Source organism: Streptomyces sp. NPDC044921, assembly GCF_056432865.1.
This window is the reverse complement of the sequence record NZ_JBWKIF010000005.1, coordinates 11,501-37,900: the sequence shown is the minus strand read 5'-3', so window position 1 is coordinate 37,900 and position 26,400 is coordinate 11,501. Positions and strand designations below refer to the sequence as shown.

General features: G+C 71.5%; 22 protein-coding genes and 1 tRNA gene. 11 read left to right on the top strand and 12 right to left on the bottom strand.

Annotated features, from left to right (window positions below):
- Positions 1–51: 51 nt before the first annotated feature.
- Both AC07DA_RS09520 and AC07DA_RS09515 read left to right on the top strand, forming a co-directional pair.
- Positions 52–828, top strand: a complete 777-nt coding sequence (locus AC07DA_RS09520) for an SDR family oxidoreductase (protein ID WP_479126176.1) — start codon at positions 52–54, stop codon at positions 826–828.
- Entirely contained in the window at positions 812–1,717 is a 906-nt protein-coding gene (locus tag AC07DA_RS09515) for an SDR family oxidoreductase (RefSeq protein WP_479126174.1), read from the top strand. The genes AC07DA_RS09520 and AC07DA_RS09515 overlap by 17 nt, the downstream gene beginning before the upstream one ends.
- A gap of 214 nt (positions 1,718–1,931) precedes the next feature.
- Here AC07DA_RS09515 and AC07DA_RS09510 read toward each other — a convergent pair whose 3' ends face one another.
- Positions 1,932–2,816: a hypothetical protein gene (locus AC07DA_RS09510; protein WP_479126172.1), complete on the bottom strand. Its 885-nt coding sequence runs from the start codon at positions 2,814–2,816 to the stop codon at positions 1,932–1,934.
- A 122-nt stretch (positions 2,817–2,938) separates the two neighbouring features.
- On the opposite strand from AC07DA_RS09510, the gene AC07DA_RS09505 reads away from it, so the two are divergent.
- From AC07DA_RS09505 to AC07DA_RS09480, 6 genes are all read left to right on the top strand, one after another.
- On the top strand, positions 2,939–3,391 hold the full coding sequence (locus AC07DA_RS09505; RefSeq protein ID WP_479126170.1) for a GNAT family N-acetyltransferase: 453 nt from the start codon (positions 2,939–2,941) through the stop codon (positions 3,389–3,391).
- 45 nt (positions 3,392–3,436) lie between these two features.
- A complete protein-coding gene (locus tag AC07DA_RS09500; protein WP_479126168.1) occupies positions 3,437–3,787 on the top strand; it encodes a chorismate mutase in 351 nt (116 codons plus the stop codon).
- Between the two features lie 233 nt (positions 3,788–4,020).
- Positions 4,021–4,566, top strand: a complete 546-nt coding sequence (locus AC07DA_RS09495) for a response regulator (protein ID WP_479126166.1) — start codon at positions 4,021–4,023, stop codon at positions 4,564–4,566.
- Positions 4,567–4,633: 67 nt separating this feature from the next.
- Positions 4,634–7,129 (top strand): aminopeptidase N, encoded by a 2,496-nt coding sequence (pepN, locus tag AC07DA_RS09490; protein ID WP_479126164.1) that lies wholly within the window; start codon positions 4,634–4,636, stop codon positions 7,127–7,129.
- 266 nt (positions 7,130–7,395) lie between these two features.
- On the top strand, positions 7,396–8,793 hold the full coding sequence (locus tag AC07DA_RS09485) for a pyridoxal phosphate-dependent decarboxylase family protein (protein ID WP_479126162.1): 1,398 nt from the start codon (positions 7,396–7,398) through the stop codon (positions 8,791–8,793).
- Positions 8,793–10,202 (top strand): lysine N(6)-hydroxylase/L-ornithine N(5)-oxygenase family protein, encoded by a 1,410-nt coding sequence (locus AC07DA_RS09480; protein ID WP_479126160.1) that lies wholly within the window; start codon positions 8,793–8,795, stop codon positions 10,200–10,202. Before AC07DA_RS09485 ends, AC07DA_RS09480 begins: the two co-directional genes overlap by 1 nt.
- 12 nt (positions 10,203–10,214) lie before the next feature.
- Here AC07DA_RS09480 and AC07DA_RS09475 read toward each other — a convergent pair whose 3' ends face one another.
- Positions 10,215–12,023 carry a bifunctional metallophosphatase/5'-nucleotidase gene (locus AC07DA_RS09475; RefSeq protein WP_479126159.1) on the bottom strand — a complete coding sequence of 603 codons (1,809 nt, stop codon included), beginning with the start codon at positions 12,021–12,023 and terminating at the stop codon, positions 10,215–10,217.
- Positions 12,024–12,187: 164 nt separating this feature from the next.
- On the opposite strand from AC07DA_RS09475, the gene AC07DA_RS09470 reads away from it, so the two are divergent.
- Together AC07DA_RS09470 and pyk are read left to right on the top strand one after the other, a co-directional pair.
- On the top strand, positions 12,188–12,904 hold the full coding sequence (locus AC07DA_RS09470) for an SIMPL domain-containing protein (protein ID WP_479126157.1): 717 nt from the start codon (positions 12,188–12,190) through the stop codon (positions 12,902–12,904).
- A gap of 187 nt (positions 12,905–13,091) precedes the next feature.
- A complete protein-coding gene (pyk, locus tag AC07DA_RS09465; RefSeq protein ID WP_479126155.1) occupies positions 13,092–14,528 on the top strand; it encodes a pyruvate kinase in 1,437 nt (478 codons plus the stop codon).
- Between the two features lie 9 nt (positions 14,529–14,537).
- Here the strand turns inward: pyk and AC07DA_RS09460 are convergent, their stop codons facing one another.
- Together AC07DA_RS09460 and AC07DA_RS09455 are read right to left on the bottom strand one after the other, a co-directional pair.
- A complete protein-coding gene (locus AC07DA_RS09460) occupies positions 14,538–15,281 on the bottom strand; it encodes a transcriptional regulator (RefSeq protein ID WP_479126153.1) in 744 nt (247 codons plus the stop codon).
- A 106-nt stretch (positions 15,282–15,387) separates the two neighbouring features.
- A tRNA-Leu gene (locus AC07DA_RS09455) sits at positions 15,388–15,462 on the bottom strand.
- A 103-nt stretch (positions 15,463–15,565) separates the two neighbouring features.
- Between AC07DA_RS09455 and AC07DA_RS09450 the strand changes: the two genes are divergently transcribed.
- The gene (locus AC07DA_RS09450) at positions 15,566–16,222 is read left to right on the top strand and encodes an ANTAR domain-containing response regulator (RefSeq protein WP_479126151.1); all 657 of its coding nucleotides are present in this window, start codon (positions 15,566–15,568) and stop codon (positions 16,220–16,222) included.
- Positions 16,223–16,319: 97 nt separating this feature from the next.
- Here the strand turns inward: AC07DA_RS09450 and AC07DA_RS09445 are convergent, their stop codons facing one another.
- The 8 genes from AC07DA_RS09445 to AC07DA_RS09410 all read right to left on the bottom strand — a co-directional run bounded on the left by AC07DA_RS09445 (position 16,320) and on the right by AC07DA_RS09410 (position 26,389).
- Positions 16,320–17,036 carry an ABC transporter ATP-binding protein gene (locus tag AC07DA_RS09445; RefSeq protein ID WP_479126149.1) on the bottom strand — a complete coding sequence of 239 codons (717 nt, stop codon included), beginning with the start codon at positions 17,034–17,036 and terminating at the stop codon, positions 16,320–16,322.
- Positions 17,033–17,896, bottom strand: a complete 864-nt coding sequence (locus AC07DA_RS09440) for an ABC transporter ATP-binding protein (RefSeq protein ID WP_479126147.1) — start codon at positions 17,894–17,896, stop codon at positions 17,033–17,035. Before AC07DA_RS09440 ends, AC07DA_RS09445 begins: the two co-directional genes overlap by 4 nt.
- Before the next feature lie 5 nt (positions 17,897–17,901).
- Complete coding sequence (locus tag AC07DA_RS09435) at positions 17,902–19,710, bottom strand: branched-chain amino acid ABC transporter permease (RefSeq protein WP_479126146.1); 1,809 nt, start codon at positions 19,708–19,710, stop codon at positions 17,902–17,904.
- Between the two features lie 4 nt (positions 19,711–19,714).
- On the bottom strand, positions 19,715–20,644 hold the full coding sequence (locus AC07DA_RS09430) for a branched-chain amino acid ABC transporter permease (protein ID WP_479126144.1): 930 nt from the start codon (positions 20,642–20,644) through the stop codon (positions 19,715–19,717).
- A 137-nt stretch (positions 20,645–20,781) separates the two neighbouring features.
- Complete coding sequence (locus AC07DA_RS09425) at positions 20,782–22,011, bottom strand: branched-chain amino acid ABC transporter substrate-binding protein (protein ID WP_479126143.1); 1,230 nt, start codon at positions 22,009–22,011, stop codon at positions 20,782–20,784.
- Positions 22,012–22,576: 565 nt separating this feature from the next.
- Positions 22,577–23,449 (bottom strand): trypsin-like serine protease, encoded by an 873-nt coding sequence (locus AC07DA_RS09420; RefSeq protein ID WP_479126141.1) that lies wholly within the window; start codon positions 23,447–23,449, stop codon positions 22,577–22,579.
- 116 nt (positions 23,450–23,565) lie between these two features.
- Entirely contained in the window at positions 23,566–24,054 is a 489-nt protein-coding gene (locus tag AC07DA_RS09415) for a PaaI family thioesterase (RefSeq protein WP_479126140.1), read from the bottom strand.
- A 55-nt stretch (positions 24,055–24,109) separates the two neighbouring features.
- The gene (locus AC07DA_RS09410) at positions 24,110–26,389 is read right to left on the bottom strand and encodes an FdhF/YdeP family oxidoreductase (RefSeq protein WP_479126138.1); all 2,280 of its coding nucleotides are present in this window, start codon (positions 26,387–26,389) and stop codon (positions 24,110–24,112) included.
- Positions 26,390–26,400: the final 11 nt, after the last annotated feature.

Below are 26,400 nucleotides of genomic sequence, written 5' to 3'. Positions count from 1 at the left end.
TCATCAGCTACCTTTCCACCAAACGTTTGTTAGGTGGAAAGGTAGCAGCGCATGGAGCTGGACGGGAAGGTCGCCGTCGTCACGGGCGGGACCCGCGGCGTCGGCGCCGGTATCGCGCGCGCCTTCCTGCGCGCCGGAGCGCGGGTACTGGTCTGCGCGCGCCGTCCGCCCGAACGCCCCCTGCCCGGCGCCGAGTTCGTCCGCCTGGACGTCCGCGACGCCGAGGCCGTCCGGCAGTGGTGCGCCGGCCTCCCACGGCTGGACGTCCTCGTCAACAACGCGGGCGGCGCACCCCAGCGGCTGCTCACCGAGGCGGGCGCCGACCGGCACGCGCGCGTGGTGGAACTGAACCTGCTGGCCCCGCTGACCGTGTCCCTCGCCGCCCACGACCACCTCCGGCGCGCGAAGGGCTCGATCGTCATGATCGGCAGCGTCAGCGGCACCCGCCCCTCACCCGGCGCCGCCGCCTACGGGGCCGCCAAGGCGGGCCTGGAGAACCTCGCCCGCTCGATGGCCGTGGAGTGGGCGCCCGACATCCGGGTCAACACCCTCGTCGTCGGCATGGTCCGCACCGAACTGTCCCACCTCCACTACGGCGACCGGGACGGCGTCGCCCAGGTCTCCCGCACGGTCCCCCTGGGACGACTCGCAGAACCGTCCGACGTGGGCGCCGCCGCGGTCTTCCTCGCGTCCCCGGCCGCCGCCTACATCAGCGGGGCGAGCCTGCACGTGCACGGGGGCGGGGAACGGCCCGCCTTCCTCGGTGCGGCGAACGCCGCCCACGGGCCGGACGGCGACAAGGGGAGCCGACATGAGCGGAATCTGTGAGGGCCGGGTCGTCGCCGTCACCGGCGCGGGCCGCGGGCTCGGCCGCGCCCACGCGCTGGCGTTCGCGGCCGAGGGCGCACGGGTGGTCGTCAACGACCTCGGGGTGGGCCTCGACGGCACGCCCGAGCCGGGCGGCCCCGCCGCCCGGGTCGCCGGGGAGATCCGCGCGGCGGGCGGCGAGGCGGTACCGCACGGCGGCGACATCGCCACCACCGAGGGCGCCGCCTCGCTCGTCCGGACCGCGCTGGAGACGTACGGCCGGCTCGACACCCTCGTCAACAACGCCGGCTTCCTGCGCGACCGGATGCTGGTCAACCTCGACGAGGACGACTTCGACGCCGTCGTGCGCGTCCACCTCAAGGGCCACTTCCTGCCGCTGCGGCACGCGGCCGCGCACTGGCGGGCCGAGATCAGGGCGGGCCGCCGCCCCGAGGCCCGGATCGTCAACACCGGCAGCGGAGCAGGGCTGCTGGGTTCGGTCGGGCAGGGCAACTACAGCGCCGCGAAGGCCGGGATCGTCGCCCTCACCCTGGTCGCGGCGGCCGAACTGCGCCGCTACGGCGTCCACGTCAACGCGATCGCCCCCGCGGCCCGGACCCGCATGACGGAACGGACCTTCGCCGACACCATGGCCGCCCCCGGCACCGGCTTCGACGCGATGGCGCCGGAGAACGTCTCCCCCCTCGTCGTGTGGCTCGGCTCCGCCGCGAGCGCGGGCGTGACGGGTCGCGTCTTCGAGACGGAGGGAGGCCGGATCACGGTGATGGACGGCTGGCGCCGCGGCCCGAGCGCCGACAAGGGGGCGCGGTGGGAGCCGGCGGAGGCGGGAGAAACAGCACGCCACCTCCTGACGAAGGCCCCCGCCCCCGGACCGGTCTACGGTGCCTAGCCCCGACTCGCGCGGCTTCTTTGTGGGCTCCCGCCCCGGGCGGGGTTGGGGGCCGGTCCCGGCTTTGCCCGGCGCCCCCGGGCGGGGCATCGCGCGCCCCCTGCTCTCTTGCGGGCGCCGCTCGGGGGCGGGGCTGTGGCGCCCGGCCCGGTTTGCCTGCGGGCTCCGGTCCGGGTGGGGTGTGGCGTTCGGGCCCGGCCCAGCGGCGTGATGGCTACGTGTCGCACTCCAGCACGCTCCGGCACAGCGCGCACCGTGCCCGGACGCGGCCCTTCACCGGCACCCGGATGCGCTGGTGGCACGTGGGGCAGGGGAACGACACCCGCAGCCGTCCGCCGACGTCGGGCGAGAACGCGTACCGCACCCCGGGCTGGGGTCCCGCCGGCGCGTGCCGCCGGTCCCGGGCGTACCGGCGCCGCCCCGCCCACCCCGCCGCGGTCAGCGGCGGCTGCTGCCCGTCCCGTCGGGCCAGCTCCCTGCCCCGCTCGTACGCCCGGTACGCCTGCGCGCTGGTGAACCACACCGACGGGTCCTCGCCGAAGACCAGTGCCCGCTTGGCCAGCACGTACCCGAACTCCTCCGGCGTGAGGTACCCCAGCTTCTGCGACGACGCCCCGTCCTCCCGGTAGGCGTCCAGCAGCAGCCACCCCGCGCCCAGGTACGTCGTCGCCGTGTCCGTGAGGATCTCGTTGTCCCGCACGCCCGGGAAGGACAGGTCCAGCCGGTGCAGGTACACGTGCGTCACCTCGTGCGCCAGGGCCGCCCCGATGTCCCGCCGATGCGTACGGAACCGGTCGTTCAGCTCCACGAAGTACTCCGGACCCGCCGCCAGCTCGACGTTCGCCGCGTGCCGCATCTCCCGGAAGCTCACGATCAGCCGCGCGTCCGGCAACCGGTAGTGCCGCACCAGCTCGTGCGCCACCCGCTGCGCCCCCAGATACAGGTCGTCGGTGTCGCAGAACGCCACGTCGGCCGGGAGAACGCTGGTCGCGAACGTCTGGATCGTGTCGTACGACAGGCGCCGGTACAGCGCCGTGATGGCGGCCCGCACCGTCTCCAGGTGCGGGTAGCCGTGCTCGACCGGCCCGTCGTTCGCCACGACTCACCCCCAGGACGCCCGGGACCCGGTTCCACTGTACGAGGGCCCGGCGCGCGCCGGACCGGTCCGGGCGCGGCGAAAACCGGTCGTCCTCACCCCGGGCCGCTGGCAGAATCCGGGCCGTGACCAGCGACCAGCGTTCCGTCGCCGCCGCGCTCACGGTGGGCGGCCAGGACGACGACCTCGAAAAGCGGCTCGACGAGGAGCTGACCGCCTTCAACACCGCCGCCTCCGGCGGGGCCGCCACCGAGCCCCTCTCCGCCCGCGTCACCGACGGCGCCGGCGAACTGGCCGGCGGACTCACCGCCTGGACGTGGGGCAGCCTGTGCTCCGTCGACATGCTCTGGGTGCGCGACGACCTGCGGCACGCAGGCTGGGGCAGCCGGCTGATGCGCGCGGCGGAGGCCGAGGCGGCGCGGCGCGGCTGCACCGACATGATCGTCTCCACCTACAGCTTCCAGGCCCCCGGCTTCTACCCCCGCCTCGGCTACCGGGAACGGGGCCGGATCGAGGGCGTCCCCGGCGGCCACGAGGACGTCTACTTCCACAAGCGCCTCCCCGTGGCCGAGGTGTGAGACGGCCCGCTGCCGTCCCGCCCGGTCCCCGTAGGCTGACGCCCCATGACCACCAGCAACACCCGCACCGGCGACGTCGACCCCGCCGTCCGTGAGGAGCTCGCCCGGCTGCGCGACAGCATCGACAACATCGACGCGGCCGTCGTCCACATGCTCGCCGAGCGCTTCAAGTGCACCCAGCAGGTCGGCCACCTCAAGGCGGAACACCAGCTGCCGCCCGCCGACCCGGCGCGCGAGGCCCGCCAGATCGCCCGGCTGCGCGCCCTCGCCGAGAACGCCAAGCTGGACCCGGCCTTCGCCGAGAAGTTCCTCAACTTCATCGTCGCCGAGGTCATCCGCCACCACGAGCGCATCGCGGACGAGGCCACCAACGGCACGGCCCCGACCGGCAGTTGACCGGCGGGATACGGCAACCCGGCCTCCTCGGACAACGGCAGCCGCCCGACGGCGCCCCGACCGAGACGCCCGCCCCCGCACCACGACCCGCGACCGCCGGTAACCGGCCACGGGGGAGTGACACGGCGGCCCGCACGGGGCATGCTGCGCTGTGCACAGCATGTCAGCCGGCGAGCACTGCCCGTCAGTGTCCCGCTTTACTCTGGTCCTCCACGAGGGAGGGGCGTCGGGCCATGCCGTCGGATACCAGGATCCTCATCGTCGACGACCACGAGGACACGCTGTACGCGCTGGAGAGCGCCCTGGCCCCGCTGGGCTACCGGCTCGGCCGGGCCACCAGCGGCGACGAGGCACTCAAGCAGGTCCTGCGCGGTCAGGTCGGCCTAATGCTGCTCGACGTGCGCATGCCCGGCGTCGGCGGCCTGGAGGTCGTGCGCTACATGCGGCGCGTCGAACAGACCCAGCACATCCCGGTCATCCTGCTCACCGGCTTCGGCGCCGACCAGGAACTGACCACCGCCGCCTTCGGCCTCCAAGTCGCCGACCTCGTCATGAAACCCGTGGACCCCTGGGCCCTGCGCACCAAGGTCCGCTACCTCTACGACACCCACCAGCGCCACCTCGCGCTGCAGCGCGAGGTACACCGGCTGCGCACCCTCGTCCGGGAGCACACCGACGCCACCCCGCGCCCCCCGCGCCCGCCCCACCCCGACGCGCGCGTGCCGTCCCAGCGGCTCATGGGGGCGCACGCCGGGGAGCTCGAAAGAGACCGCACCTAGACCGGACATTGCGCACGTACCGATCCGCCTCTGTGCCTTGCCGGTGCCATCAGGCAGCATGTCACGCATGTCCGTACTGACGCGCGACGAAGCGCAGACCCGAGCAGAGCTCCTCGACGTCCACCACTACACCATCGAACTGGACCTGACCGGCGGGGAGGAGACCTTCGACTCCCACACCCTGATCGCGTTCAGCGCCCGCACGGACGGTGACACCTTCGTCGAGGTCAGGCCCGCCGATCTGCGCTCCGTCACCCTCGACGGACACCCCCTGGACCCGGACGCCCTGGACGGCAACCGGCTGCCCCTGAAGAACCTCACCGCCGGCGACCACGAACTGCGCGTGCACGCGGCCATGCGCTACTCGCGCACCGGCGAGGGCATGCACCGCTTCACCGACCCCACCGACGGCGAGACCTACGTCTACACGCAGCTGTTCATGGACGACGTCCAGCGCGTCTTCGCCGCCTTCGACCAGCCCGACCTGAAGGCCGTCTTCGAGCTGTCGGTACGGGCCCCGCAGGGCTGGACCGTCCTCGCCAACGGCGTCACCGAGCACACCGGCGACGGCCACTGGCGGGCCGCCCCCACCCCGCCGATCTCCACCTACCTCGTCGCCGTCGCCGCCGGTCCCTGGCACACGGTGCGCACCGAGCACCGCGGCCTGCCCTTCGGCCTGCACTGCCGCCGCTCCCTCGCCCCCTACCTGGACGCCGACGCCGACGAACTCCTCGACGTCACGCGCGCCTGCTTCGACCGCTACCACGAGAAGTTCGACGAGCCCTACCCCTTCGACTCCTACGACCAGGCCTTCGTACCCGAGTTCAACGCGGGCGCCATGGAGAACCCCGGCCTGGTCACCTTCCGCGACGAGTTCGTCTACCGCTCCGCCGTCACCGACACCGAGCGCCAGACCCGCGCGATGGTCGTCGCCCACGAGATGGCCCACATGTGGTTCGGCGACCTCGTCACCCTCAAGTGGTGGGACGACATCTGGCTGAACGAGTCCTTCGCCGAGTACATGGGCTACCAGACCCTCACCGAGGCCACCCGTTTCACCGACACCTGGACCGACTTCGGCGTCACCCGCAAGTCCTGGGGCTACGACGCCGACCAGCGCCCCTCCACCCACCCCGTCGCCCCCGAGGCCGTCGACGACACCGCCTCCGCGCTGCTCAACTTCGACGGCATCTCCTACGCCAAGGGCGCCAGCGCCCTGCGGCAGCTCGTCGCCTGGCTCGGCGAGAAGGACTTCCTCGCCGGCATCAACACCCACTTCGCCCGGCACAGGTTCGCCAACGCCACCCTCGCCGACTTCATCGACTCCCTCGCCGGCGCCACCGAGCGCGACGTCCACGCCTGGGCCGACGCCTGGCTGCGCACCACCGGCGTCGACACGCTCACCCCGCACATCGCCCCCGGCGACCGCGGCACCTGCGTCCTCACCGTCGACCGCGCCGGCAGCCGCCCGCACCACGTCGCCGTCGGCCTGTACGACCGTGACCTCGGCGACGACGGCGGCCACCTCGTACTGCGCGAACGCCTCCACCTGGACCTCCCGCTGGACGGCGCCCACCCCATCGGCAAGCGCCCGGCGCTGCTCCTGCTCAACGACGGCGACCTCAGCTACGCCAAGGTCCGCTTCGACCCGGAGTCCTTCGAGACCGTCCGCAAGGACCTGTCCGGCCTGCCCGCCCCGCTCACCCGCGCGGTCGTCTGGAACGCCCTGCGGGACGCCGTCCGCGACGGTGAACTCGCGCCCGGCGCCTACCTGGAGACCGCCCGCGCCCACCTCCCCCTGGAGACGGACCTCGCCCTCGTCCAGGGCGTGCTGGCCTTCGCCGCCACGCACATCGCCGACCGCTACCTGGCCCCCGAGGAGCGGCCCGCCGCCCTGGCCACCCTGTCCGAGCTGTGCCGCGACCTCATCCGCCGCACCGAGGACGGCGACAACCCCGGCCTGCGCCTGATCGCCGTACGCCACCGCATCGACGTGGCCGCCCACCCGGACACCATCGCAGCCTGGCTCGCCGACGGCACCGTCCCCGGCGGCCCGGAGCTCGACCCCGAGCTGCGCTGGCGCGTCCTGGCCCGGCTCGCCGTGCTCGGCGCGACCGACGAGGCCGCCATCGCCGCCGAGCTGGAGCGCGACCCGAGCGCCACCGGCCAGGAGGGCGCCGCCCGCTGCCGGGCCGCGCTGCCCGACCCGGAGGCCAAGGCCCGCGCCTGGGAGGCGATGTTCGGCTCCGACGACCTGTCGAACTACCTCTTCTCCGCCACCGCCCGGGGCTTCTGGCAGCGGGAACAGGCCGACCTGGTGCGGGAGTACGTGCCGCGCTACTACGCCGACGCGGTCACGGTCGCCGAGCGCCGCGGCCCCGCCATCGCCACGGCGATCGGCCGGGACGCCTTCCCCGCCCACGCCGTCGACGCGGACACCCTCCGCCTCGGCGAGGAGTGCCTGCGCGACGCCGATCCGATCCCGGCCCTGCGCCGCACGCTGGTGGACCAACTGGACGACCTGGAGCGGGCGCTGCGGGTCCGGGGAATCCGGCGGGGCTGACCACGGGCGCGGCCCGGCCGGCCCCCGGCCGCCGCCCGCGCCGATGGCGGCCGCGGAAGGGGCCGTGGGAGTCGGTGGCAGTGCCTGCGCCGATGGCGGCCCCGGAAGGGGCCACCGGAGCCGGTCGGCGCCCGCGCCTGCGGCGCCCCGGACCGGGGCACGCGGCCGCCGACCGAAACTGACACCCACGCGCACAAGCACCTCCACCCGGGTTGGGTCGTTGGGCTGTTCGGGCGTACTCGCCCCCGCGCCCCGGAGGTCAGCCCATGCGCACCCCGCCCCTCGCCTCGGGCCCCGAAGGCCCCCACGCCCTGCGGCCGTTGCTCGCCACCGTGCTCGACGCCCTGGACGCCGGGGCCCGGGCACGCGGCGGGCCGCTGCCCGCCGGCGGACCGGACGCCGTCGCCCTGCGGTTCCGGGAGGCGGTCGGGGAGATCCTCCCCGAGCGGGGCGACCCGCACGCCGTCCACACCCTGGTCCGGGCCTTCGCCGAAGGCGCCGCCGACCCCGCCCACCCCCGGTGCGCCGCCCACCTGCACTGCCCGCCCCTGGCCGTCGCCGCGGCCGCCGACCTGGCCGCCTCCGCGATCAACCCCTCCCTGGACTCCTGGGACCAGGCCCCGGCCGCCTCCGCACTGGAGGCCATGGTCACCCGGCTGACCGCCCGCGAGGTCTACGGCACCGGCCCGGCCACGAACCCCGACTCCGTCGTCACCACCGGCGGCACCGAGTCCAACCAGCTCGCCCTCCTCCTCGCCCGCGAGGCCTGCGGCGGATCCGTCCGGCTCGTGACCGGCGCCAACGCCCACCACTCGCTGGCCCGCGCCGCCTGGCTGCTCGGCCTGCCCGAACCGGCCGTCGTCCCCGCCCCGGCCGGCACCCTCGACCCCGCCGCGCTCGCCGCGACCCTCACCCGCCTGACCGGGCCCGTGCTCGTCGCCGCCACCGCCGGCACCACCGACGCCGGACTCATCGACCCGCTGCCCGAGATCGCCGCCCACTGCGCGACCCACGGCGCCCGGCTGCACGTCGACGCCGCCTACGGCGCGGGCCTGCTCTTCAGCACCCGGCACCGCGGCCTGCTCGACGGACTCGACGCCGCCGACACCGTCACCCTCGACCTGCACAAACTCGGCTGGCAGCCGGTCGCCGCAGGACTCCTCGCCGTCCGGAACGCACCCGACCTCGCCGCCCTGCGGCACCACGCCGACTACCTCAACGCCGCCGACGACACCGAAGCCGGCCTGCCGGACCTGCTCGGCCGCTCCCTGCGCACCACCCGCCGCCCCGACGTCCTCAAAGTCGCCGCCACCCTCAAGACCCTCGGCCGCAGCGGCCTGGGCACCCTCGTCGACCAGGTGTGCGCCCACGCCCACGCGTTCGCCGCCCTGGTCCACGAACACCCCGGCTTCGAGCTGCACGCCCCGCCCGTCATCAGCACCGTCCTGTTCCGGCCCGCGGGCGCCCCCGACACCACCGTCGCCGCCGTACGCCGCGCGCTGCTCACCGACGGCCGTGCCGTCCTCGGCCGGGCCCGCCTCGACGGCCGGCTCTGGCTCAAGGCCACCCTCCTCAACCCCGCCACCGGGCCCGACGACCTGGCCGCCCTGCTGCACCTCGTGGCAGAGAGCCGAGCGACACTCGTGGAAGGACACATCCCCTGATGAACCCCGCACAGCCGCAGCCCGACGCCCCCCACGACCTGGTCGGCGTCGGCATCGGCCCCGCCAACCTCTCCCTCGCCGCGCTCGCCCACCCGCTGCGCGACCTCGACAGCGTCTTCTACGAGCAGCGCCCCGCCTTCGCCTGGCACCCCGGCCTGCTCATCGAAGGCGCCACCATCCAGGTCCCGTTCCTCGCCGACCTGGTCACCCTCGTCGACCCCACCAGCGACTGGAGCTTCCTCAACTACCTCAAATCCCGCGAGCGGCTTTTCCCCTTCTACTTCGCCGAGCGCTTCCACATCCAGCGCGCCGAGTACGACGCCTACTGCCGCTGGGTCTCCGAGAGCCTCCCGGCCCTGCACTTCGGCCACCAGGTCGACGCCGTCCGCTGGAACCCCGAACGCGACCTGTTCGAGGTCGACTTCACCCAGCTCGACGGCGGCGGCGAGGCGGAGGCCCTCGGCCGGACGTACACGCGCAACGTCGTCCTCGGCATCGGCACCGAGCCCTACGTCCCCGACCCCCTCAAGCCCCTCACCGAGGCACCCGGCGTGCCCGTCGTGCACGCCGCCGACTACCTCGACCACCGCGCCGCCCTGCTCGCCGCCGAACACGTCACCGTCGTCGGCATCGGCCAGTCCGGCGCCGAGATCTTCCTCGACCTGCTCCGCAACCGGCCCGCCGGACGCGAGAGGCTGCACTGGCTCGGCCGCACCGAGGCCTTCGCGCCCATGGAGTACTCCAAGCTCGGCCTGGAACACTTCACACCCGACCACACCCGCTACTTCCACGCCCTGCCCGAGCCCGCCCGCGACCGGCTCCTGGCCGGGCAGTGGCAGCTCCACAAGGGCATCGACGCCGGCACCGTCGCCGCCATCCACGACGAGCTCTACCGGCGCACGCTGCACGGCGGCTGGCCCGACGCCGTCCTCACCCCCGGCGTCCGCGTCCGCACCGCCGGCCGGATCGCGACGACCAAGGTGGAACTGCACCTGGAACACGCCCGGCAGGACAGCCGCTCCCGCCTCACCACCGACGCCGTCGTCCTCGCCACCGGCTACCGCGAACGCCCCCTCGACCGCGTCCTCGCCGGCCTCGACCCCTACCTCCGCCGGGACAGCCAGGAGCGGCCCCGCGTCGACGAGGACCACCGGCTCGTCCTCGACCCGTCGGTCACCGGCTCGGTGTACGTCCAGAACGCCGAGACCCACACCCACGGCGTCGGCACCCCCGACCTGGGCCTGCTCGCCTGGCGCGGCGCGGTCATCCTCAACTCCCTGACCGGCGGGGAGGCCTACGCACTCCCGCGCCGCACCGCCTTCACCACCTTCGGCCTCACCCAGCGGCAGCACGTCCCGCCGCCCCGCGAGGCCCCGGCCCTCATCCCGCTCGTCGACGACCGGAGGTGAGGGGGACGCGGCTCAGAAGACCGGCGCGCCGTCGCGCGTGAGCCTCCAGTCCACCGCGGCGAACTCGGCCGGGTCGATCGACCCCTTCGCCTTCACCCAGGCGATCATGGTGTTGCGGATCTCGTCCGAGTTCGACCACAGCAGCGGAGCGGCGGCGACATGCGGGAAGTTCCCGCCGCCGTTGGCCCGGTAGTTGTTCACCGCGAACACGAATTTCGCGTCGTCCGCCAGCGGCCGGCCCTCGAACCGCACGTTCGTCACCCGCGACCCGGCCGGCTTCGCGATGTCGATCTCGTACGACAGACCGCTCACCACGTCGTAGTTGTAGTCCGGGATGCCGCCCGCGTTGGTCAGCTTCGCCGGATCCACCGGCGCCCCGGCCGGCGTCTGCACGAAGTAGTTCGCCGAGAACTCCAGGTACGCCCTCAGCTGCGCGCCCGTCACCAGCCGCGCCTCCAGCGTGTTCTCGAAGACGTACAGACCGGCCACGTCCCGGATCGTCACCTCGCCCGCCGGGATCCGGGCACTGCGCGAGAAGCACGCCGCCTGCGACAGCACCGGCAGCGCCGCGTACTCGGTGCCCGCCAGCGCCTGCTTCACCGTGTCGGCCTGGATGTGGTTGATCAGGTCGATGATCGGCACGTCCTTGTACGGCGCCTCGGCCGACGTCATCTCCGCCGCGTTCGTGCCGATGACCTGGTTGACGTACGCCACGACCTTCTCGTGCTCGTCGGACAGCAGCCGCACGATCTCCGGGTCCTCCTCCACCGTGTTGGAGTTCAGGACCTGCGCGCCCACCTTCTCGACCTTCCAGCAGCCCTTCTCCCAGACCAGCTCGAAGTCGAACAGCGTCAGCCGCTGCCCCCACTTCAGCGGCTCGGACAGCACGACCCGCTTGCCGGTCTTCTTGTTCGTCACGAAGTACTCGGGGATCTCCGTGTGCGCGTGCCCGACCAGGATCGCGTCGATGCCCGGCACCTGCTCGGCCACCAGACCGGCCGCGTTCTCGATGTACGGCAGCTGGTCACCGTAGGACGACGTCCCCGACGAACCGCTGTGCGCCGAGACGATGACGACGTCCGCGCCCATCGACCGCAGCCTCGGCACCCACTTCGCCGCCTGCTCCTCCAGACCCGGGAACGTCATCTTGCCCTGCACGTTCGCCTTGTCCCAGATCGCGATGCCCGGGTTGGTCAGCCCCAGCACCGCCACCTTCACGTCCCGCCCGAACGGCGTGCGCAGCCGGTGCATGCTGTACGGCGCGAACGCCGGGCGCAGCGTCTTCGCGTCCAGCGCGTTGGCGCCCAGCAGCGGGAAACGGCACTGCTGCTCGAACTTGCGCAGCACCGGGATGCCGTAGTTGAACTCGTGGTTGCCCAGCGCCGCCGCGTCGTAGTCCATGGCGTTCATCGCCTGCGCCATCGGGTGCACCGGACCGCCCTCGGCGGTGATCGGGTCCACCTTGGCGTAGTAGTACGACAGCTGCGTGCCCTGGATGGTGTCGCCCGCGTCGATGAGCAGCGTGTTGCCGCGGCCCTTCTCCGCGCGCACCCGGTTCACCAGGGTGGAGACCTTCGCCAGACCGACGTCGTTGTGCGCCTTGTCGTCGAACTCGGCGTCCGTGAAGTAGTCCCAGTTGAAGACGTTGCCGTGCAGGTCGGTCGTCCCCATCACGGTGAACGCGTAGCGCTTCGCGCGCCCCCGCGAGCCCTCCCGCGCCTCGGCCGCCTCGGCACCCGGCGCCGCGACCGCGCCGGCCAGCGCCACCCCCGCCCCGGTCACGGCGGACTTCTCCAGGAACTTCCGGCGGTTCAACGGCATGTCGGGCTCTCCTCGCGGAATCTGTGGACGACGCGCGTAGATAACGCGCGTAGATTCTGACCCGGTCATGACCGGCCGCAACAGTCCCGCCAGGTTGCGATCTGATGACTCGGAACCCCCCACTCCACGCCGTCCGCCCGCCACACCGTGACAGAGTGGGACGTATGACCGCGCCCACGGCAGACGCCCCCCAGCCCGTCCCCTACGGCACGCCCGACGCCCCGCGCATCGCCGTGCGCGGCGAGGCCCGCCTCGAAGTCGACCCGGAGATCGCCCGCATCGGCATCACCGTCGCAGCCCGCGGCCGCGACCGCCGCTCCGCCCTCGACGACCTCACCCGCCGCAACGCCACCGTCCTCGACCTGGTCAAGTCCTACGGCGACGCCGTCGAACGCCTGGAGACCGGCGCCTTCTCCATCACCCCCGAACTCACCAAACACGGCCGCGGCGAACGCGTGCGCACCTACCACGGCAGCGTCCACGTCACCGCCGAACTCACCGACTTCACCGCCCTCGGCGAACTCACCACCCGCCTCGCCGACCTCGACCTCACCCGCGTCGACGGCCCCTGGTGGGCCCTGCGCCCCGACTCGCCCGCCCACCGCGAGGCCCGCAAGAAAGCCGTGACGGAAGCCGTCCAGCGCGCCCGCGAGTACGCCGAGGCCCTCGGCACCACCCTCGCCGCCCTGGTCGAACTCGCCGACATCGGCGCCGAGAACAGCCCTCCGGGCTATCCCCAGGCCCCCGGCCGCATGCGCTCCGCCGCCTTCGCCGGAGCCGCCGAGGACGCCCCGGCCGCCCCCCTCGACCTCGAACCCCAGCGCCAGCGCGTCCACGCGCAGATCAACGCCCGCTTCACGATGGTGCCGCCGCGGCTGTGAGCCCCCGGACGAGTGAATTCCGAAAACGCGACCGAATTACGCCGGGGCGTTCCCGGGAATCCCCGAGCGCTCATCGGAGCACCCCGCCGCACAATTCAACCCTTGTCAATAACGTTTCACGCAAAGTCTGTTGAGTGGTCACGCACGGCCAATTCCCTACCGGCCGGTAACTCATAGGCTCAGACCTATGCGCCGAGCGAAGATCGTCTGCACCCTTGGGCCCGCCACCGACTCGTACGACCAGATCAAACGCCTGGTCGACGCGGGAATGGACGTGGCCCGATTCAACCTCAGCCACGGCGGACACGCCGAACACGAGGAGCGCTACCACCGCGTGCGCAAGGCCGCCGACGAGACCGGCCGCAGCGTCGGCCTCCTCGCCGACCTTCAAGGCCCGAAAATCCGGCTCGGCCGCTTCACCGAAGGCCCCGTACTCCTTGAACGCGGCGACACCTTCACCATCACCGTCGAGGAAGGCGTCGAAGGCGACCGCGACACCTGCGGCACCACCTACGCAGGCCTCGCCGCCGACGTCACCCCCGGCGAACGCGTCCTCGTCGACGACGGCAAGGTCTGCCTCGAAGTCACCGAGGTCGACGGCCCCCGCGTCCACACCACCGTCGTCGAGGGCGGCGTCGTCTCCGACCACAAGGGCCTGAACCTCCCCGGCGTCGCCGTCTCCGTCCCCGCCCTGTCCAAGAAGGACGAGGACGACCTGCGCTGGGCCCTGCGCACCGGCTTCGACGTCATCGCCCTCTCCTTCGTCCGCAGCGGCCGCGACATCCAGGACGTCCACCGCATCATGGACGAGGAGGGCCGCCGCCTCCCCGTCATCGCCAAGGTCGAGAAACCCCAGGCCGTGGAGAACATCGACGACATCGTCGCCGCCTTCGACGGCATCATGGTGGCCCGCGGGGACCTCGGCGTCGAAATGCCCCTGGAGCAGGTCCCGATCGTCCAGAAGCGCGCGATCAAGCTCGCCAGGCGCAACGCGAAACCGGTCATCGTCGCCACGCAGATGCTCGACTCGATGATCGACAACGCCCGCCCGACCCGCGCCGAGGCCTCCGATGTCGCCAACGCGGTCATCGACGGCACGGACGCGGTGATGCTGTCCGGCGAGACGAGCGTCGGCAAGCACCCGGTCGAAACGGTCCGCACGATGGCCCGCATCGTCGAGGCGGCGGAGGAAGACCTCCTGGCCAAGGGCCTGCCGCCGCTCACCGAACGCAACAAGCCCCGCACCCAGGGCGGCGCGGTCGCCCGGGCGGCCGCCGAGATGGGCGACTTCCTCGGCGCGAAGTTCCTGGTCGCCTTCACCCAGTCCGGCGACACGGCCCGCCGCCTGTCCCGCTACCGCTCGCCCATTCCGCTGCTCGCCTTCACCCCCGACCAGGCCACCCGCTCCCGGCTCAGCCTCACCTGGGGCGTCGAGACGTTCCTCGGGCCGCGGGTCGACTCGACGGACGCGATGGTCGACCAGGTCGACGAACTGCTCCTGCGCTACGGCCGCTGCCGCCCGGGCGACACGGTCGTCATCACCGCCGGCTCCCCGCCCGGCGTCTCGGGATCCACGAACCTGGTCCGCGTCCACCACATCGCCGAGACCGACAGCCCGCGCTAGGACGCCCCTTCAGTACTTGGGCCCGACGTGGGCGTCCATGAGGGCTACGGAGGCTCTGCGGGCGATGGAGATGTTGCGCGCGTTCGCCTTCTTCCACTCGACGCCCACCCGGTCGAGCGCTGAGGTGAAGAGGCGGATGATGTCGGGCGACAGGTTGGTGAGGAAGTACCGGGGATATGCGTAGCGCTTCCGCTCACCGGCGACCGTGCGCGTCGTCCAGTTGGTGACGCGGCAGCCGTCGGAATGGATGAGACCGCGGATGAACCCCCACGGGTGCGCGTCGACGATGGCCTGCTGCCAGGGCTCGAGGAGGATACGGCGTTCGTGCTTCTTGCCGGGCCCGTGCTGGGGGAAGAGGTGCGGCCAGTGCCTGCTGTAGCTGACCACCGAGACGTACCCCTGTGCCTGAACGCGGTAGGCACGCCCGGTCGGGTTGGTCGCACGCATGGCGGTCTCGCAGGCGTCGATCAGCCCGGGCCAGGACTCCGTGCAGGCGATACGCAGGTAGTACCCGCTCCGGCGGTGGGCACTGATGCAGCCGTCGCCCAGGTAGAGACCGAGCAGGTAGGCGTACGCCTGCTCGTCGGCAGGCGGGTTTGGGGGTGGAGCCGCCACGCGGGGCTTGGGCTCGACACGAACCCGCCAGGAGCGGATCGCCGCCCGGGAAACGCCGGTTTCCCGGCTCACGGAGTTCAGGCTGCGTCCTTCCGCCACCAGGGCCAATACGCGCTTGCGCGTTCCGACGTCGTACATGCAGCCACTGTCGGGGATGCCCTGCGGAGCCGGGAAGCAAAGAGCGGATGTTCACGAGAACGTGGACATCCGCTTCGAACGGCTGACCTTGGAAACCAAGGAAAAGTGCCCCGGGTCGGACTCGAACCGACACTGTATGGGTTTTGAATCCATTGCCTGCTGCCAATTGGGCTACCGGGGCCCGGTGAATCCAAGGTTGAGCTGGACCCACTGCCCGACCACCATACCGCAGCTAGGTACGCTCTTGGGAGCAGTACCGGCCTGCCCCGTACCAAGGAGCCCACGTGAGCGCCCCCGAGTCGCCCCAGCCTGTTGACGTGCCTGAAGAGGACAAGTCGCACGTGCCTCCGATGACGACGCGGGTCGTCATCGCCGAGGACGAGGCCCTGATCCGGCTCGACCTCAAAGAGATGCTGGAGGAGGAGGGGTACACCGTCGTCGGTGAGGCCGGTGACGGTGAGCAGGCCGTGGAGCTGGCCCGTGAGCACCGTCCCGACCTGGTGATCCTGGACGTGAAGATGCCGAAGCTCGACGGCATCTCCGCGGCCGAGAAGATCGCCGAGGAGAGCATCGCGCCGGTGCTGATGCTGACCGCCTTCTCCCAGCGGGATCTCGTCGAGCGCGCGCGGGACGCCGGTGCCATGGCGTACCTGGTGAAGCCGTTCAGCAAGACCGACGTCGTCCCGGCGATCGAGATGGCCGTCTCGCGGTTCACGGAGCTGAAGGAGCTGGAGAAGGAGGTCGCCGACCTCACGCTGCGGCTGGAGACGCGCAAGCTGGTGGACCGGGCGAAGTCGATCCTGCAGACGGAGTACGGCCTGACCGAGCCGGCCGCGTTCCGGTGGATCCAGAAGACGTCGATGGACCGCCGCATGTCGATGCAGCAGGTCGCGGAGGCGGTCATCCAGGACGCCGAGGAGAAGAAGGCCGGCAAGGGCTGATCCCGCAGCGTGGAAGAGGCCTGCTTTCCTCCGGCCGGAGGAAAGCAGGCCTCTTTCGTATGCGCTGTCGTATGCGCTTTCGTATGCGGCGGGACGCTCAGTCCTCGCCCAGGTACGCCTTGCGCACCGACTCGTCGTGCAGCAGGTCCTGGCCCGTGCCGGACAGGACGATGTTGCCGACCTCCATGACGTGACCCTGGTCGGCCAGGGACAGGGCGGCCTGGGCGTTCTGTTCGACCAGGAGGATGGTCGTGCCCTGGGACTTGAGCTCCGAGATGGTCGCCATGATCTTCTGCATCATGATCGGGGAGAGGCCCATGGAGGGCTCGTCGAGCATGAGCAGCTTGGGCTGGGACATCAGGGCGCGGCCCATGGCGAGCATCTGCTGCTCGCCGCCGGAGAGGGTTCCGGCGGCCTGCTTGCGGCGTTCCCCGAGGATGGGGAAGAGGTCGTAGGCGCGCTGGATGTCCTTCTCGATGCCGTCCTTGTCCTTGCGGAGGAACGCTCCGAGCTGGAGGTTCTCCGCGATGGTGAGGCGGGGGAAGATGTGCCGGCCTTCGGGTGAGTGGGCCAGGCCGAGGGAGACGATCTTGTGGGCGGGGATCCCGTTGAGGGGCTTGCCGTCGAAGAGGATCTTCCCGGCGGTGGGCTTGAGCAGGCCGGAGAGGGTGCGCAGGGTGGTCGTCTTGCCGGCGCCGTTGGTGCCGATGAGGGTGACGACCTGTCCGGCGTCGACGCTGAAGGAGATGCCCTTGACGGCTTCGATCTTGCCGTAGGAGACCCGGAGGTCCTCGACTTCGAGGAGTGCGGTCACTTGGCTTCTCCCTTGGTGCTGCTGGTGGTGCTGGTCGCGTCGGCGGCGGCTTCGGCGGCCTCGACCTCGGCGGCTTCGGCCTGCCCGGGGTCGCCTTCGAAGGGTTCGCCGAGGTAGGCGGCGACGACGCGTTCGTCGGCCTGGACGACGTCGGGGGTGCCTTCGACGAGCTTCTCGCCCTGGACGAGGACGGCGACGCGGTCGGAGAGGTTGAAGACGAAGCGCATGTCGTGCTCGATGAGCAGGACGGCGATGCCCTTGTCGCGGATGGCGAAGACGAGGTCCTCGGTGGCCCGGGTCTCCTGGGGGTTCATGCCGGCGGTGGGCTCGTCGAGGAGGAGCAGGCCGGGCTCGGAGGCCATGGCGCGGGCGATCTCCAGCTTGCGCTGTTCGCCGTAGGGGAGGTTGCGGGCGAGGTGGTCGCGCTTGTGGGCGAGGCCGATGAACTCCAGGAGTTCCATGGCGCGTTCCTCGCTGGCGCGTTCGGCCTTCTTGAAGCCGGGGCCGCGCAGGAGGGCGGACCAGAGGCCTTCCTTGGTCCGCGTGTGGCGGCCGACGAGGACGTTCTCGAGGACCGTCATGTTGGCGAACAGGCGGATGTTCTGGAAGGTGCGGGCGATGCCGGCCTGGGTGACCAGGTGGGGCTTGGGCGGGAGGACGGTGCCCTTGTAGGAGACGGTGCCCTCGGTGGGGACGTACAGGCCGGTGAGGCAGTTGAAGAAGGTGGTCTTGCCGGCGCCGTTGGGGCCGATGAGGCCGACGATCTCGCCGGTGTTGACCGTGAAGTCGACGGAGCGGACGGCGGTGAGGCCGCCGAAGCGCATCGTGACGTCGCGGGCTTCGAGTACAGGTGTCGTCATGATGGTTACGCCCCCGCCTTGGTGACGGCCGGTTCGTCGGTCAGCGTGGTCTGTTTCGGTACGTCGAGTTGGCCGGTCTCGTGGAATTCGAGCTGGCGCCGGCGGTTGGCGATGATGCCCTCGGGGCGGAAGCGCATCAGGAGGATGAGCGCGATGCCGAAGGCGAGGAGCGACTTCTCCTGGAGGAAGACGAGCTTCTCGGGGAGCAGGTAGAGCAGGGCGGCGCCGAGGAGCGGTCCGGCGACGGTGCCCATGCCGCCGAGGACGACAGCGGCCAGGAGGAACGCGGAGTTGGGCGGGGTGGAGCCGGCGAACTGATACGGCGTGGGGACCACGCTGTAGGTGACGTGGGCGCTGACGGTGCCGGCGAGGCCGGCCAGGGCGGCGCCGAGGGCGAAGGCGATGAGCTTGACGCGGAAGCCGTTGATGCCCATGGCGGTGGCGGCGGTCTCGTCCTCGCGGATGGCGATCCAGGAGCGGCCGATGCGGGAGTCGGCGGCGCGCGTGTAGACGAGGACGACGATGGCCATGATGAGGACCATCAGCAGGTAGTAGTTGGCGAACCGGCCGAGGGTGAACCCGCCGATGTCGTGGGCCTCTCCGAAGTTGAACCCGAAGAGGTTCAGGTCGGGGATGGAGGGGATGCCGTTGGGGCCGTTGGTGACGTCGGGTCCGGACTGGCCGTCCATGTTGTTGACGGCGATGCGGAAGATCTCACCGAAGCCGAGGGTGACGATGGCGAGGTAGTCGCCGCGCAGCCGCAGGGTCGGGGCGCCGATGAGGACGCCGAAGACGAGGGAGGCGGCGGCGCCGGCCAGGGCGGAGGCCCAGAAGGGCAGGTGGACGCCGGAGATGGTGGAGAACTCGGAGCCGGAGACGAGGGCGGCGGTGTAGGCGCCGACGCCGAGGAAGGCGACGTATCCGAGGTCGAGCAGGCCGGCGAGGCCGACGACGATGTTCAGGCCGAGGGCCACGGTCCCGAAGATCAGGATGTTGACGCCGATGTTGGCGTAGTGGTCGTCGGTCTGGGTGAAGGGGAAGGCGATGGCCGCGGCGAAGCCCATGGCGAGGGTGAAGCTGCGGTTGGCGGCGACGAGCGCGGAGAAGCGGTCGAGGAGGCCGGCGGTGTGCAGGGCCCAGACGGCGAAGACGACGACGAAGAGGTAGCCGACGAAGAGTTCGCCGTACTCGGTGTCGATGCCGTAGGTGAAGACGCCGAGGCCGATGATCGTCACGACGGTGATGACGGCCCGCTGGACCCAGGGCGCGGTGGCCTGGGGGGCGGCGATCCGCTCGGGCTTGGCGACGTAGGCCTTGACGGCTTCCTTGGTACCGTCGCCGGTGCGCTCCTGGGGGAGGGCGAAGGCGCCGAGGACGGGCAGGAGGGAGGCGACGGCGGCGATCCAGCCGCCGGGTTCGAGGTTGACGACACCGCCGAGTTCGGTGCTGATGGCGATGACGGTGAACCAGGTGACGGCGAATCCGCCGAGCGCGTTGAGGACGAGCGGGGCGTTGTTGCGGGCGGGCAGCAGCCAGCCGAGGCCGCGGACGCCGTACGCGGCGAGCGCGTACAGCGCCGTGAGGAGCCCGGCGGTGAAGGTGAGCCACTGCAGGCCGCCGGGGTAGCCGTTGATGGTGAGGTCGCCGGGGAACTCGGAGGTCCAGGTCCAGGCGAGGAACGCGGAGGCCGCGGTGGCGATGCCGCCGCCGAGCAGCAGGGCGCGGGCGGCCGCCAGGGGCAGGGGTATGAGGCCGGTCGGGGCGGGCGGCGCGGGGGTGGCATCCGGGGCGGGGGTCTTGGTCGTGTCGGTCATGTGATCACGCCCTGTCCGCGACGCGCTCGCCGAGCAGGCCCTGTGGCCTGAAGAGGAGCACGAGGATGAGGAGGCAGAAGGCCCACACGTTGGCCCAGCTCTGGCCGCCGAGCTGCTGCATGCCGGGGATCTCGTCGATGTAGGCGGAGGCGAGGGTCTCGGCGATGCCGAGGACGACGCCGCCGAGCATGGCGCCGTAGATGTTGCCGATGCCGCCGAGGACGGCCGCGGTGAAGGCCTTGAGGCCCATCAGGAAGCCCATGCGGTAGTCGACGTTGCCGTACTTGAGTCCGTAGGCGACGGCGGCGACGGCGGCGAAGAAGCCGCCGATGGCGAAGGCGATGACGATGATGCGGTTGGTGTCGATGCCCATGAGCTGCGCGGTGTCGGGGTCCTGCGCGGTGGCCTGCATGGCGCGTCCGGTGCGGCTGCGGCGCACGAAGAAGGCGAGGGCGGCCATGCAGATGACGGCGGCGAGGATGAGGAAGATGTCGGCGTCCTTGATGGTGACGGAGCCGATCTCGTGGGTGGCGTCGAGGCCGGGGAAGGCGCGGGCGCGGTCGGCGCCGGGGTAGAAGTTGCGCACGACCTCCTGGAGGGCCAGGGACAGGCCGATGGCCGTGATGAGCGGTGCCAGGCGTGGTGCTCCGCGCAGGGGCCGGTAGGCGAACCGTTCCGCCCCGACGGCGATGAGGATGGCCACGAGGGCGCCGCCGAGGAGCATGAGCGGTACGGCGAGAGCCATCGAGGTGCCGTCGGGCAGGATGTAGAAGTAGACCGTGAGGGCGCCGAAGGCCCCGGTCATGAAGATCTCGCCGTGCGCGAAGTTGATGAGCTGGACGATGCCGTACACCATCGTGTAGCCGATGGCGATCAGCCCGTACATCGAGCCGAGAAGCAGCCCGTTGGCCAGCTGCTGCGGCAGGGTGTTCACCGCATGGCCTCCATGTCGCTGGTGGTCGTGTGCACTGGATGCGTGCGTGGTCGTGTGCTGTGTGGGGGTGTGAAAACGGGCCGCGCGGTCGGGGTCGTCCTCCGCGCGGCCCGTGGTACGGCTACTGGGGGGCCGGACTACTGGAGGTCGGCGGTGCCGGTCTCCACGGCCTTCCAGGCACCCTTCTCGACCTGGTACACCGTCAGCTGCTTGTTGGTGGTGTCGCCGTACTGGTCGAAGGCGATCTTGCCGGTGAGGCCTTCGAAGTCGGACTTCTGGACACCCTCGACGACCTTGGCGCGCAGGTCGTTGATGTCGCTGGGCACCTTGCCGCCGTTGGCGTCGGCCGCGGCCTTGACGGCCTTGATGATGGCGGTGGTGGCGTCGTAGGCGTAGGCGCCGTAGGCGCCGTAGTCGCCCTTGTAGCCCTTGTCCTTGTACGTCTGGATGAACTGCTTGGCGGCGGGCAGGGTGTCGGCGGGGACACCGATCGCCGTGGCGAGGTCGCCCTCGGAGGACTTGCCGGCGGCCTCGATGTAGGTGGAGGCGAACATGCCGTCGCCGCCGAACAGCGGGATCTTGACGCCGGTGTCCTTGAGCTGCTTGGTGATCAGCGCGGACTCGTCGTACTGGCCGCCGTAGTAGAGCAGGTCGGCGCCGGAGTTCTTGATCTTGGTGACGAGGGAGCCGAAGTCCTTGTCGCCGGTGTTGACGTGGTCGGTGCCGACGACCTTGCCGCCGAGCTTCTTGTACTGCTCGGCGAAGATCTTCGCGAGGCCGGCGCCGTAGGTCTGCTTGTCGTCGACGACGAAGGCCTTCTTCTTCTTGAGGCCGTTGAACGCGTAGCCGGCGGCGAAGCTGCCCTGCAGCTCGTCGGTGGTGGCGGTGCGGAAGTAGGTCTTGAACGGGCGCTTCTTGTCCGTCTGCCAGTTCTTGCCCTGGGTCAGCTCCGGGTTGGTGTTCGCCGGGGAGATCTGGACCATGTTGGCCGAGGCGAAGACCTGCTGCATCGTCTGGGCGACGCCGGAGTTCAGCGGGCCGACGGCGCCGACGGCGGTCTTGTCACCGACGATGTTGGTCGCGTTGGACTGGCCGGTGGCGGGCTGCGCCTTGTCGTCCAGGGCCCTGAGCTTGAACTTCACGCCCGGGACCCAGTTGTTCTTGTTGGCGTCGTCGACGGCTATCTGGGCGCCGTACTGGATGCCGAGGCCGGTGGTGGAGTTCTCACCGGAGAGGGGGGCGTCGACGCCGATGGTCAGCGTCGTGCTGCTCCCGCTGTCTCCGCCCTTGTCACCGCTGTCGTCTCGGGAGCCGCAGGCGGTGAGAGTCAGAGCTCCGGTCGTGAGAACGGAGGTAAGAATCACCAAGGAACGCTGTCGCACAATCAGTCCTTTCACAGGCAGGCCCCGCCCTGGTCGGGGGGTGAGTGCCGCGCTGGTACCGAACTCCCGATGTGGAGCGGTGACTGGCCGTGACTCTAAGCCCGGGGTAAGGGCACGGTCAGTGGTGCGGGCTCGCTTGTGACTTTCTTGTTATGACGGGGTGGATGCCCGGTCTCGGCGGCGGGTCCTCTCGGCGGGTTTGGTGGATTTTCTCCGAAGTCCGCATTCTGAGAACGCGCACTTCCGCTTGGCCGTGGCTGAGATCATGCGCTGCCCGGGCCACGGGCGGCACGGTGAAGATCGGAAAGGTTTCCGGAGCGGACAAGGCCGAAGAGGAAATCGCGGTGTCGTATTGCGCGCGCGTTACGGAGCGTTACGTGGAGAAAAGGCGGGGCGGCGTCCGGGGGAGTGGAAGAAGGGCTTTTTTCGTCGTCCGGGAAGTCGGGCATCTCCCCGGGGGAGCCGGGAGGGGTGTGCCGAACGCCCCGCCGGACCGGGGCGGGACCCGGTGCGGCGGGGCGTTCGGTGGTGCCGTGCGGCCCGTGCGGGGTTACGGCAGCTGGGTGAAGGGCGCCAGGAACGCGCGGGCGCCCGGGGTGTCCAGACGGTACGTCACGTTGGTGGCGTAGCAGGGGGTGTCGCCGGTGATGGTGGTGGCCGCGAGGACGCGCTTGCCGTCGAGCGTCGCGAAGTTCGGTCCGCCCGAATCGCCGTAGCAGGCGCCCCCGTTGCCCTGTGGCGCGGTCATCGCGAGGCGGGCCCAGGAGTCGTTGAGGGCGTTGAAGGTGACGGGCGCCTTCATGCGGACGCCGCCACCGGGGTGGGTCTGTCCGCCGGGGCCGTTGACGGCCTCCTGGGTGCCGTATCCGGCGACGACCCAGTCGGTGGCGTTCAGGCCCTGGGGCCCGAGCCTGCCGAGCTGGTTGGCGGTGGGCAGGGTGGCCGGGGTGAAGCTCCAGCGGGCCTTGACCGCGGCGGCGGACAGCTGGACCACCGCGATGTCGCGGGTGTCGGAGGCGGGCCCCGGGTAGTCCGGGTGCGAGTGGGCGGTGCCCGGGACGGCGACGGCGGCGGCCTGCGCGGCGGGGTCGCCGGGGTACTTCTTCGCCGCCGCGTCGAGCCCGGCCTGCACGTCCTGGTCGAGGGAGACGTGGAAGCGCACGTTGTCGGGCCAGTCGGTGGTGCAGTGCGCGGCGGTCAGGAAGGTGTCCCGGTCGATCATGGTGCCGGAGCAGACCCAGTCGACCCGGTCGGGGGTCGCGGGGTCGCCGTCGTCGTCCCAGGTGGCCACGAGGGCGCCCACCTCGGTGCGCTCGGGGGCGGGCGTGGCGTTGTAGGAGTTGATGGCGGAGGACGGCAGCGCGGTGGCGAGCACGGCGGCGCCGGCCGCGGCGGTGACGGCGAGGGCACGTACGGAGGTCAAGAGAAACCCTTCTGGGGGTGGGACGGGTCTTCTCCTGTGGGGGGAGCGTCAGTGAAGCGCCCGGCGGCGGCCGCGGCAAGGGCCCGGCCGCCCTTCCAGGGTTTTCCCTATGCCGGTCAGCGCGCGGAGCGGATGAGCTCCTCGTCGCCCGGCCGCACGTCGCGCAGCATGCAGGTCAGCCGGGCCGTGCACACCCGCTTGTCGTCCTCGTCCGTGATCACGATCTCGTAGGTGGCGGTCGTACGGCCCCGGTGCACGGGCGTGGCCACGCCGGTGACCAGCCCGGAGCGGGCGCCGCGGTGGTGCGTGCAGTTCAGGTCGACACCCACGGCGATCTTGGAGCTGCCGCCGTGCAGCATCGAGCCGACCGAGCCGAGCGTCTCGGCGAGCACCGCGGAGGCCCCGCCGTGCAGCAGCCCGTAGGGCTGGGTGTTGCCCTCCACCGGCATCGTCCCGACGACCCGCTCCGCCGAGGCCTCGAGGATCTGGACACCCATCCGGATGCCGAGGTGGCCCGCGGAGAACAGGGCCGGGAGGTCCACGCCGAGCGCGGCGTACTCGTCGATGACCTCTTGCGGGAACTTCACGTGCTGCTGCTCACCCATGGGGCCCGGCTCCGATCGTCCTGGTCGCTGCGGCTTCCTGTGCCTGAGCGAACGCTCAGTCGGTCGCCGATTGTTCCAGACGCACCACGACCGACTTGCTGGCCGGGGTGTTGCTGGTGTCCGCGGTGGCGTCCAGCGGCACCAGCACGTTGGTCTCCGGGTAATAGGCGGCGGCACAGCCCCGGGCCGTCGGGTAGTGCACGACCCGGAAACCGGGCGCCCTGCGCTCCACACCGTCCTTCCACTCGCTCACCAGGTCCGCGTACGACCCGTCCGCCAGCTTCAGGGCCCGCGCGTCCTCGGGGTTGACCAGCACCACCCGGCGGCCGCCCCGGATGCCCCGGTAGCGGTCGTCCAGGCCGTAGACCGTGGTGTTGTACTGGTCGTGCGAGCGCAGCGTCTGCAGCAGCAGGCGGCCCTCGGGCAGCTTCGGGTACTCGACGGGCGCGGCGGTGAAGTTGGCCTTGCCGGTGGCCGTCGGGAAGCGGCGCTCGTCGCGCGGCGCGTGGGGGAGCGCGAAACCGCCGGGGCGCTCCACGCGCGCGTTGAAGTCCTCGAAGCCGGGGATCACCCGCGCGATGCGGTCCCGGATCGTCGCATAGTCCTTCTCGAACTCCTCCCACGGCGTCCGGCTGTTCCCGCCCAGCACCCGGCGGGCCAGGCGGCACACGATGGCCGGCTCCGACAGCAGGTGCGGGCTCGCGGGTTCCAGGCGGCCCCGGGAGGCGTGCACCATGCCCATCGAGTCCTCCACCGTCACGAACTGCTCGCCGCCGTCCCGCACATCGCGCTCGGTGCGGCCGAGCGTCGGCAGGATCAGGGCCCGGGCGCCGGTGACCACGTGCGAGCGGTTCAGCTTCGTCGACACGTGCACGGTCAGCCGGGCCCGCCGCATGGCCGCCTCGGTGACCTCCGTGTCGGGCGACGCCGAGACGAAGTTGCCGCCCATCGCGAAGAAGACCTTCGCCTCGCCGTCGCGCAGCGCGCGGATCGCCCGTACGACGTCGTAGCCGTGCTCGCGCGGCGGTGCGAAGCCGAACTCCCGCTCCAGGGCGTCCAGGAAGGCCGGCGCGGGCCGCTCGAAGATGCCCATCGTGCGGTCGCCCTGCACGTTCGAGTGTCCGCGCACCGGGCACACGCCCGCGCCCGGGCGGCCGATGTTGCCGCGCAGCAGGAGGAAGTTGACGATCTCGCGGATCGTGGGCACCGAGTGCTTGTGCTGGGTCAGGCCCATCGCCCAGCAGACGATCGTCCGCTCGGAGGCGAGGACCAGGGACAGGGCCTTCTCGATGTCCTCCCGGGTCAGCCCGGTCGCCGTGAGCGTCTCGTCCCAGTCGGCGGCGCGGGCTGCCTCGGCGAACTCCTCGAAACCGTGCGTGTGCTCCCGCACGAACGCCTCGTCGACCGCGCCCTCGCGCTCCAGGATCAGCTTGTTCAGCAGGCGGAACAGCGCCTGGTCGCCGCCGATGCGGATCTGCAGGAACAGGTCCGTGAGCGCGGCGCCCCGGAGCATGCCCTGCGGGGTCTGCGGGTTCCTGAAGCGCTCCAGGCCCGCCTCGGGCAGCGGGTTGACGCTGATGATCCGCGCCCCGTTGGCCTTGGCCTTCTCCAGGGCGGAGAGCATGCGCGGGTGGTTCGTGCCGGGATTCTGGCCGGCGACGATGATCAGGTCCGCCCGGTACAGGTCCTCCAGCAGGACGCTGCCCTTGCCGATGCCGATCGTCTCCGACAGGGCCGAGCCGGACGACTCGTGGCACATGTTCGAGCAGTCCGGGAGGTTGTTCGTGCCCAGCTCGCGGGCGAAGAGCTGGTAGAGGAACGCGGCCTCGTTGCTGGTGCGGCCGGAGGTGTAGAAGACCGCCTCGTCCGGGGAGCCGAGCGCGGCGATCTCCTCCGCGACGATGTCGAAGGCGCGCTCCCAGGTGACCGGCTCGTAGTGCGTGCCGCCCTCCGGGAGGTACACGGGGTGGGTGAGGCGGCCCTGCTGACCGAGCCAGTAGCCGCTGCGGCCGGCCAGGTCGGCGACCGGGTGCGCGGCGAAGAACTCGGGCGTGACCCGGCGCAGCGTGGCCTCCTCCGCCACCGCCTTCGCGCCGTTCTCGCAGAACTCGGCCTTGTGCCGGTGCTCCGGCTCCGGCCAGGCGCAGCCCGGGCAGTCGAAGCCGTCCTTCTGGTTCACGCTCAGCAGCGTCAGCGCCGTGCGCCTGACCCCCATCTGCCGCTGGGCGGCGCGCAGGGTGTGCCCGATCGCCGGGAGGCCCGCAGCCGCGTGCTTCGGCCCGGCGACCCGCGGCGCGTCCTGGACCGGATCACTCTTGGGCGGCTTCGACGCCATCGCACGCTCCC

Coding starts and splice junctions, on each gene's coding strand:
- pyk (WP_479126155.1), top strand. CDS start 13,092: ATGCGCCGAGCGAAGATCGTCTGCACCCTTGGGCCCGCCACCGACTCG.
- AC07DA_RS09485 (WP_479126162.1), top strand. CDS start 7,396: ATGCGCACCCCGCCCCTCGCCTCGGGCCCCGAAGGCCCCCACGCCCTG.
- AC07DA_RS09415 (WP_479126140.1), bottom strand. CDS start 24,054: ATGGGTGAGCAGCAGCACGTGAAGTTCCCGCAAGAGGTCATCGACGAG.
- AC07DA_RS09410 (WP_479126138.1), bottom strand. CDS start 26,389: ATGGCGTCGAAGCCGCCCAAGAGTGATCCGGTCCAGGACGCGCCGCGG.
- pepN (WP_479126164.1), top strand. CDS start 4,634: ATGTCCGTACTGACGCGCGACGAAGCGCAGACCCGAGCAGAGCTCCTC.
- AC07DA_RS09515 (WP_479126174.1), top strand. CDS start 812: ATGAGCGGAATCTGTGAGGGCCGGGTCGTCGCCGTCACCGGCGCGGGC.
- AC07DA_RS09520 (WP_479126176.1), top strand. CDS start 52: ATGGAGCTGGACGGGAAGGTCGCCGTCGTCACGGGCGGGACCCGCGGC.
- AC07DA_RS09475 (WP_479126159.1), bottom strand. CDS start 12,023: ATGCCGTTGAACCGCCGGAAGTTCCTGGAGAAGTCCGCCGTGACCGGG.
- AC07DA_RS09480 (WP_479126160.1), top strand. CDS start 8,793: ATGAACCCCGCACAGCCGCAGCCCGACGCCCCCCACGACCTGGTCGGC.
- AC07DA_RS09470 (WP_479126157.1), top strand. CDS start 12,188: ATGACCGCGCCCACGGCAGACGCCCCCCAGCCCGTCCCCTACGGCACG.
- AC07DA_RS09495 (WP_479126166.1), top strand. CDS start 4,021: ATGCCGTCGGATACCAGGATCCTCATCGTCGACGACCACGAGGACACG.
- AC07DA_RS09460 (WP_479126153.1), bottom strand. CDS start 15,281: ATGTACGACGTCGGAACGCGCAAGCGCGTATTGGCCCTGGTGGCGGAA.
- AC07DA_RS09500 (WP_479126168.1), top strand. CDS start 3,437: ATGACCACCAGCAACACCCGCACCGGCGACGTCGACCCCGCCGTCCGT.
- AC07DA_RS09435 (WP_479126146.1), bottom strand. CDS start 19,710: ATGACCGACACGACCAAGACCCCCGCCCCGGATGCCACCCCCGCGCCG.
- AC07DA_RS09440 (WP_479126147.1), bottom strand. CDS start 17,896: ATGACGACACCTGTACTCGAAGCCCGCGACGTCACGATGCGCTTCGGC.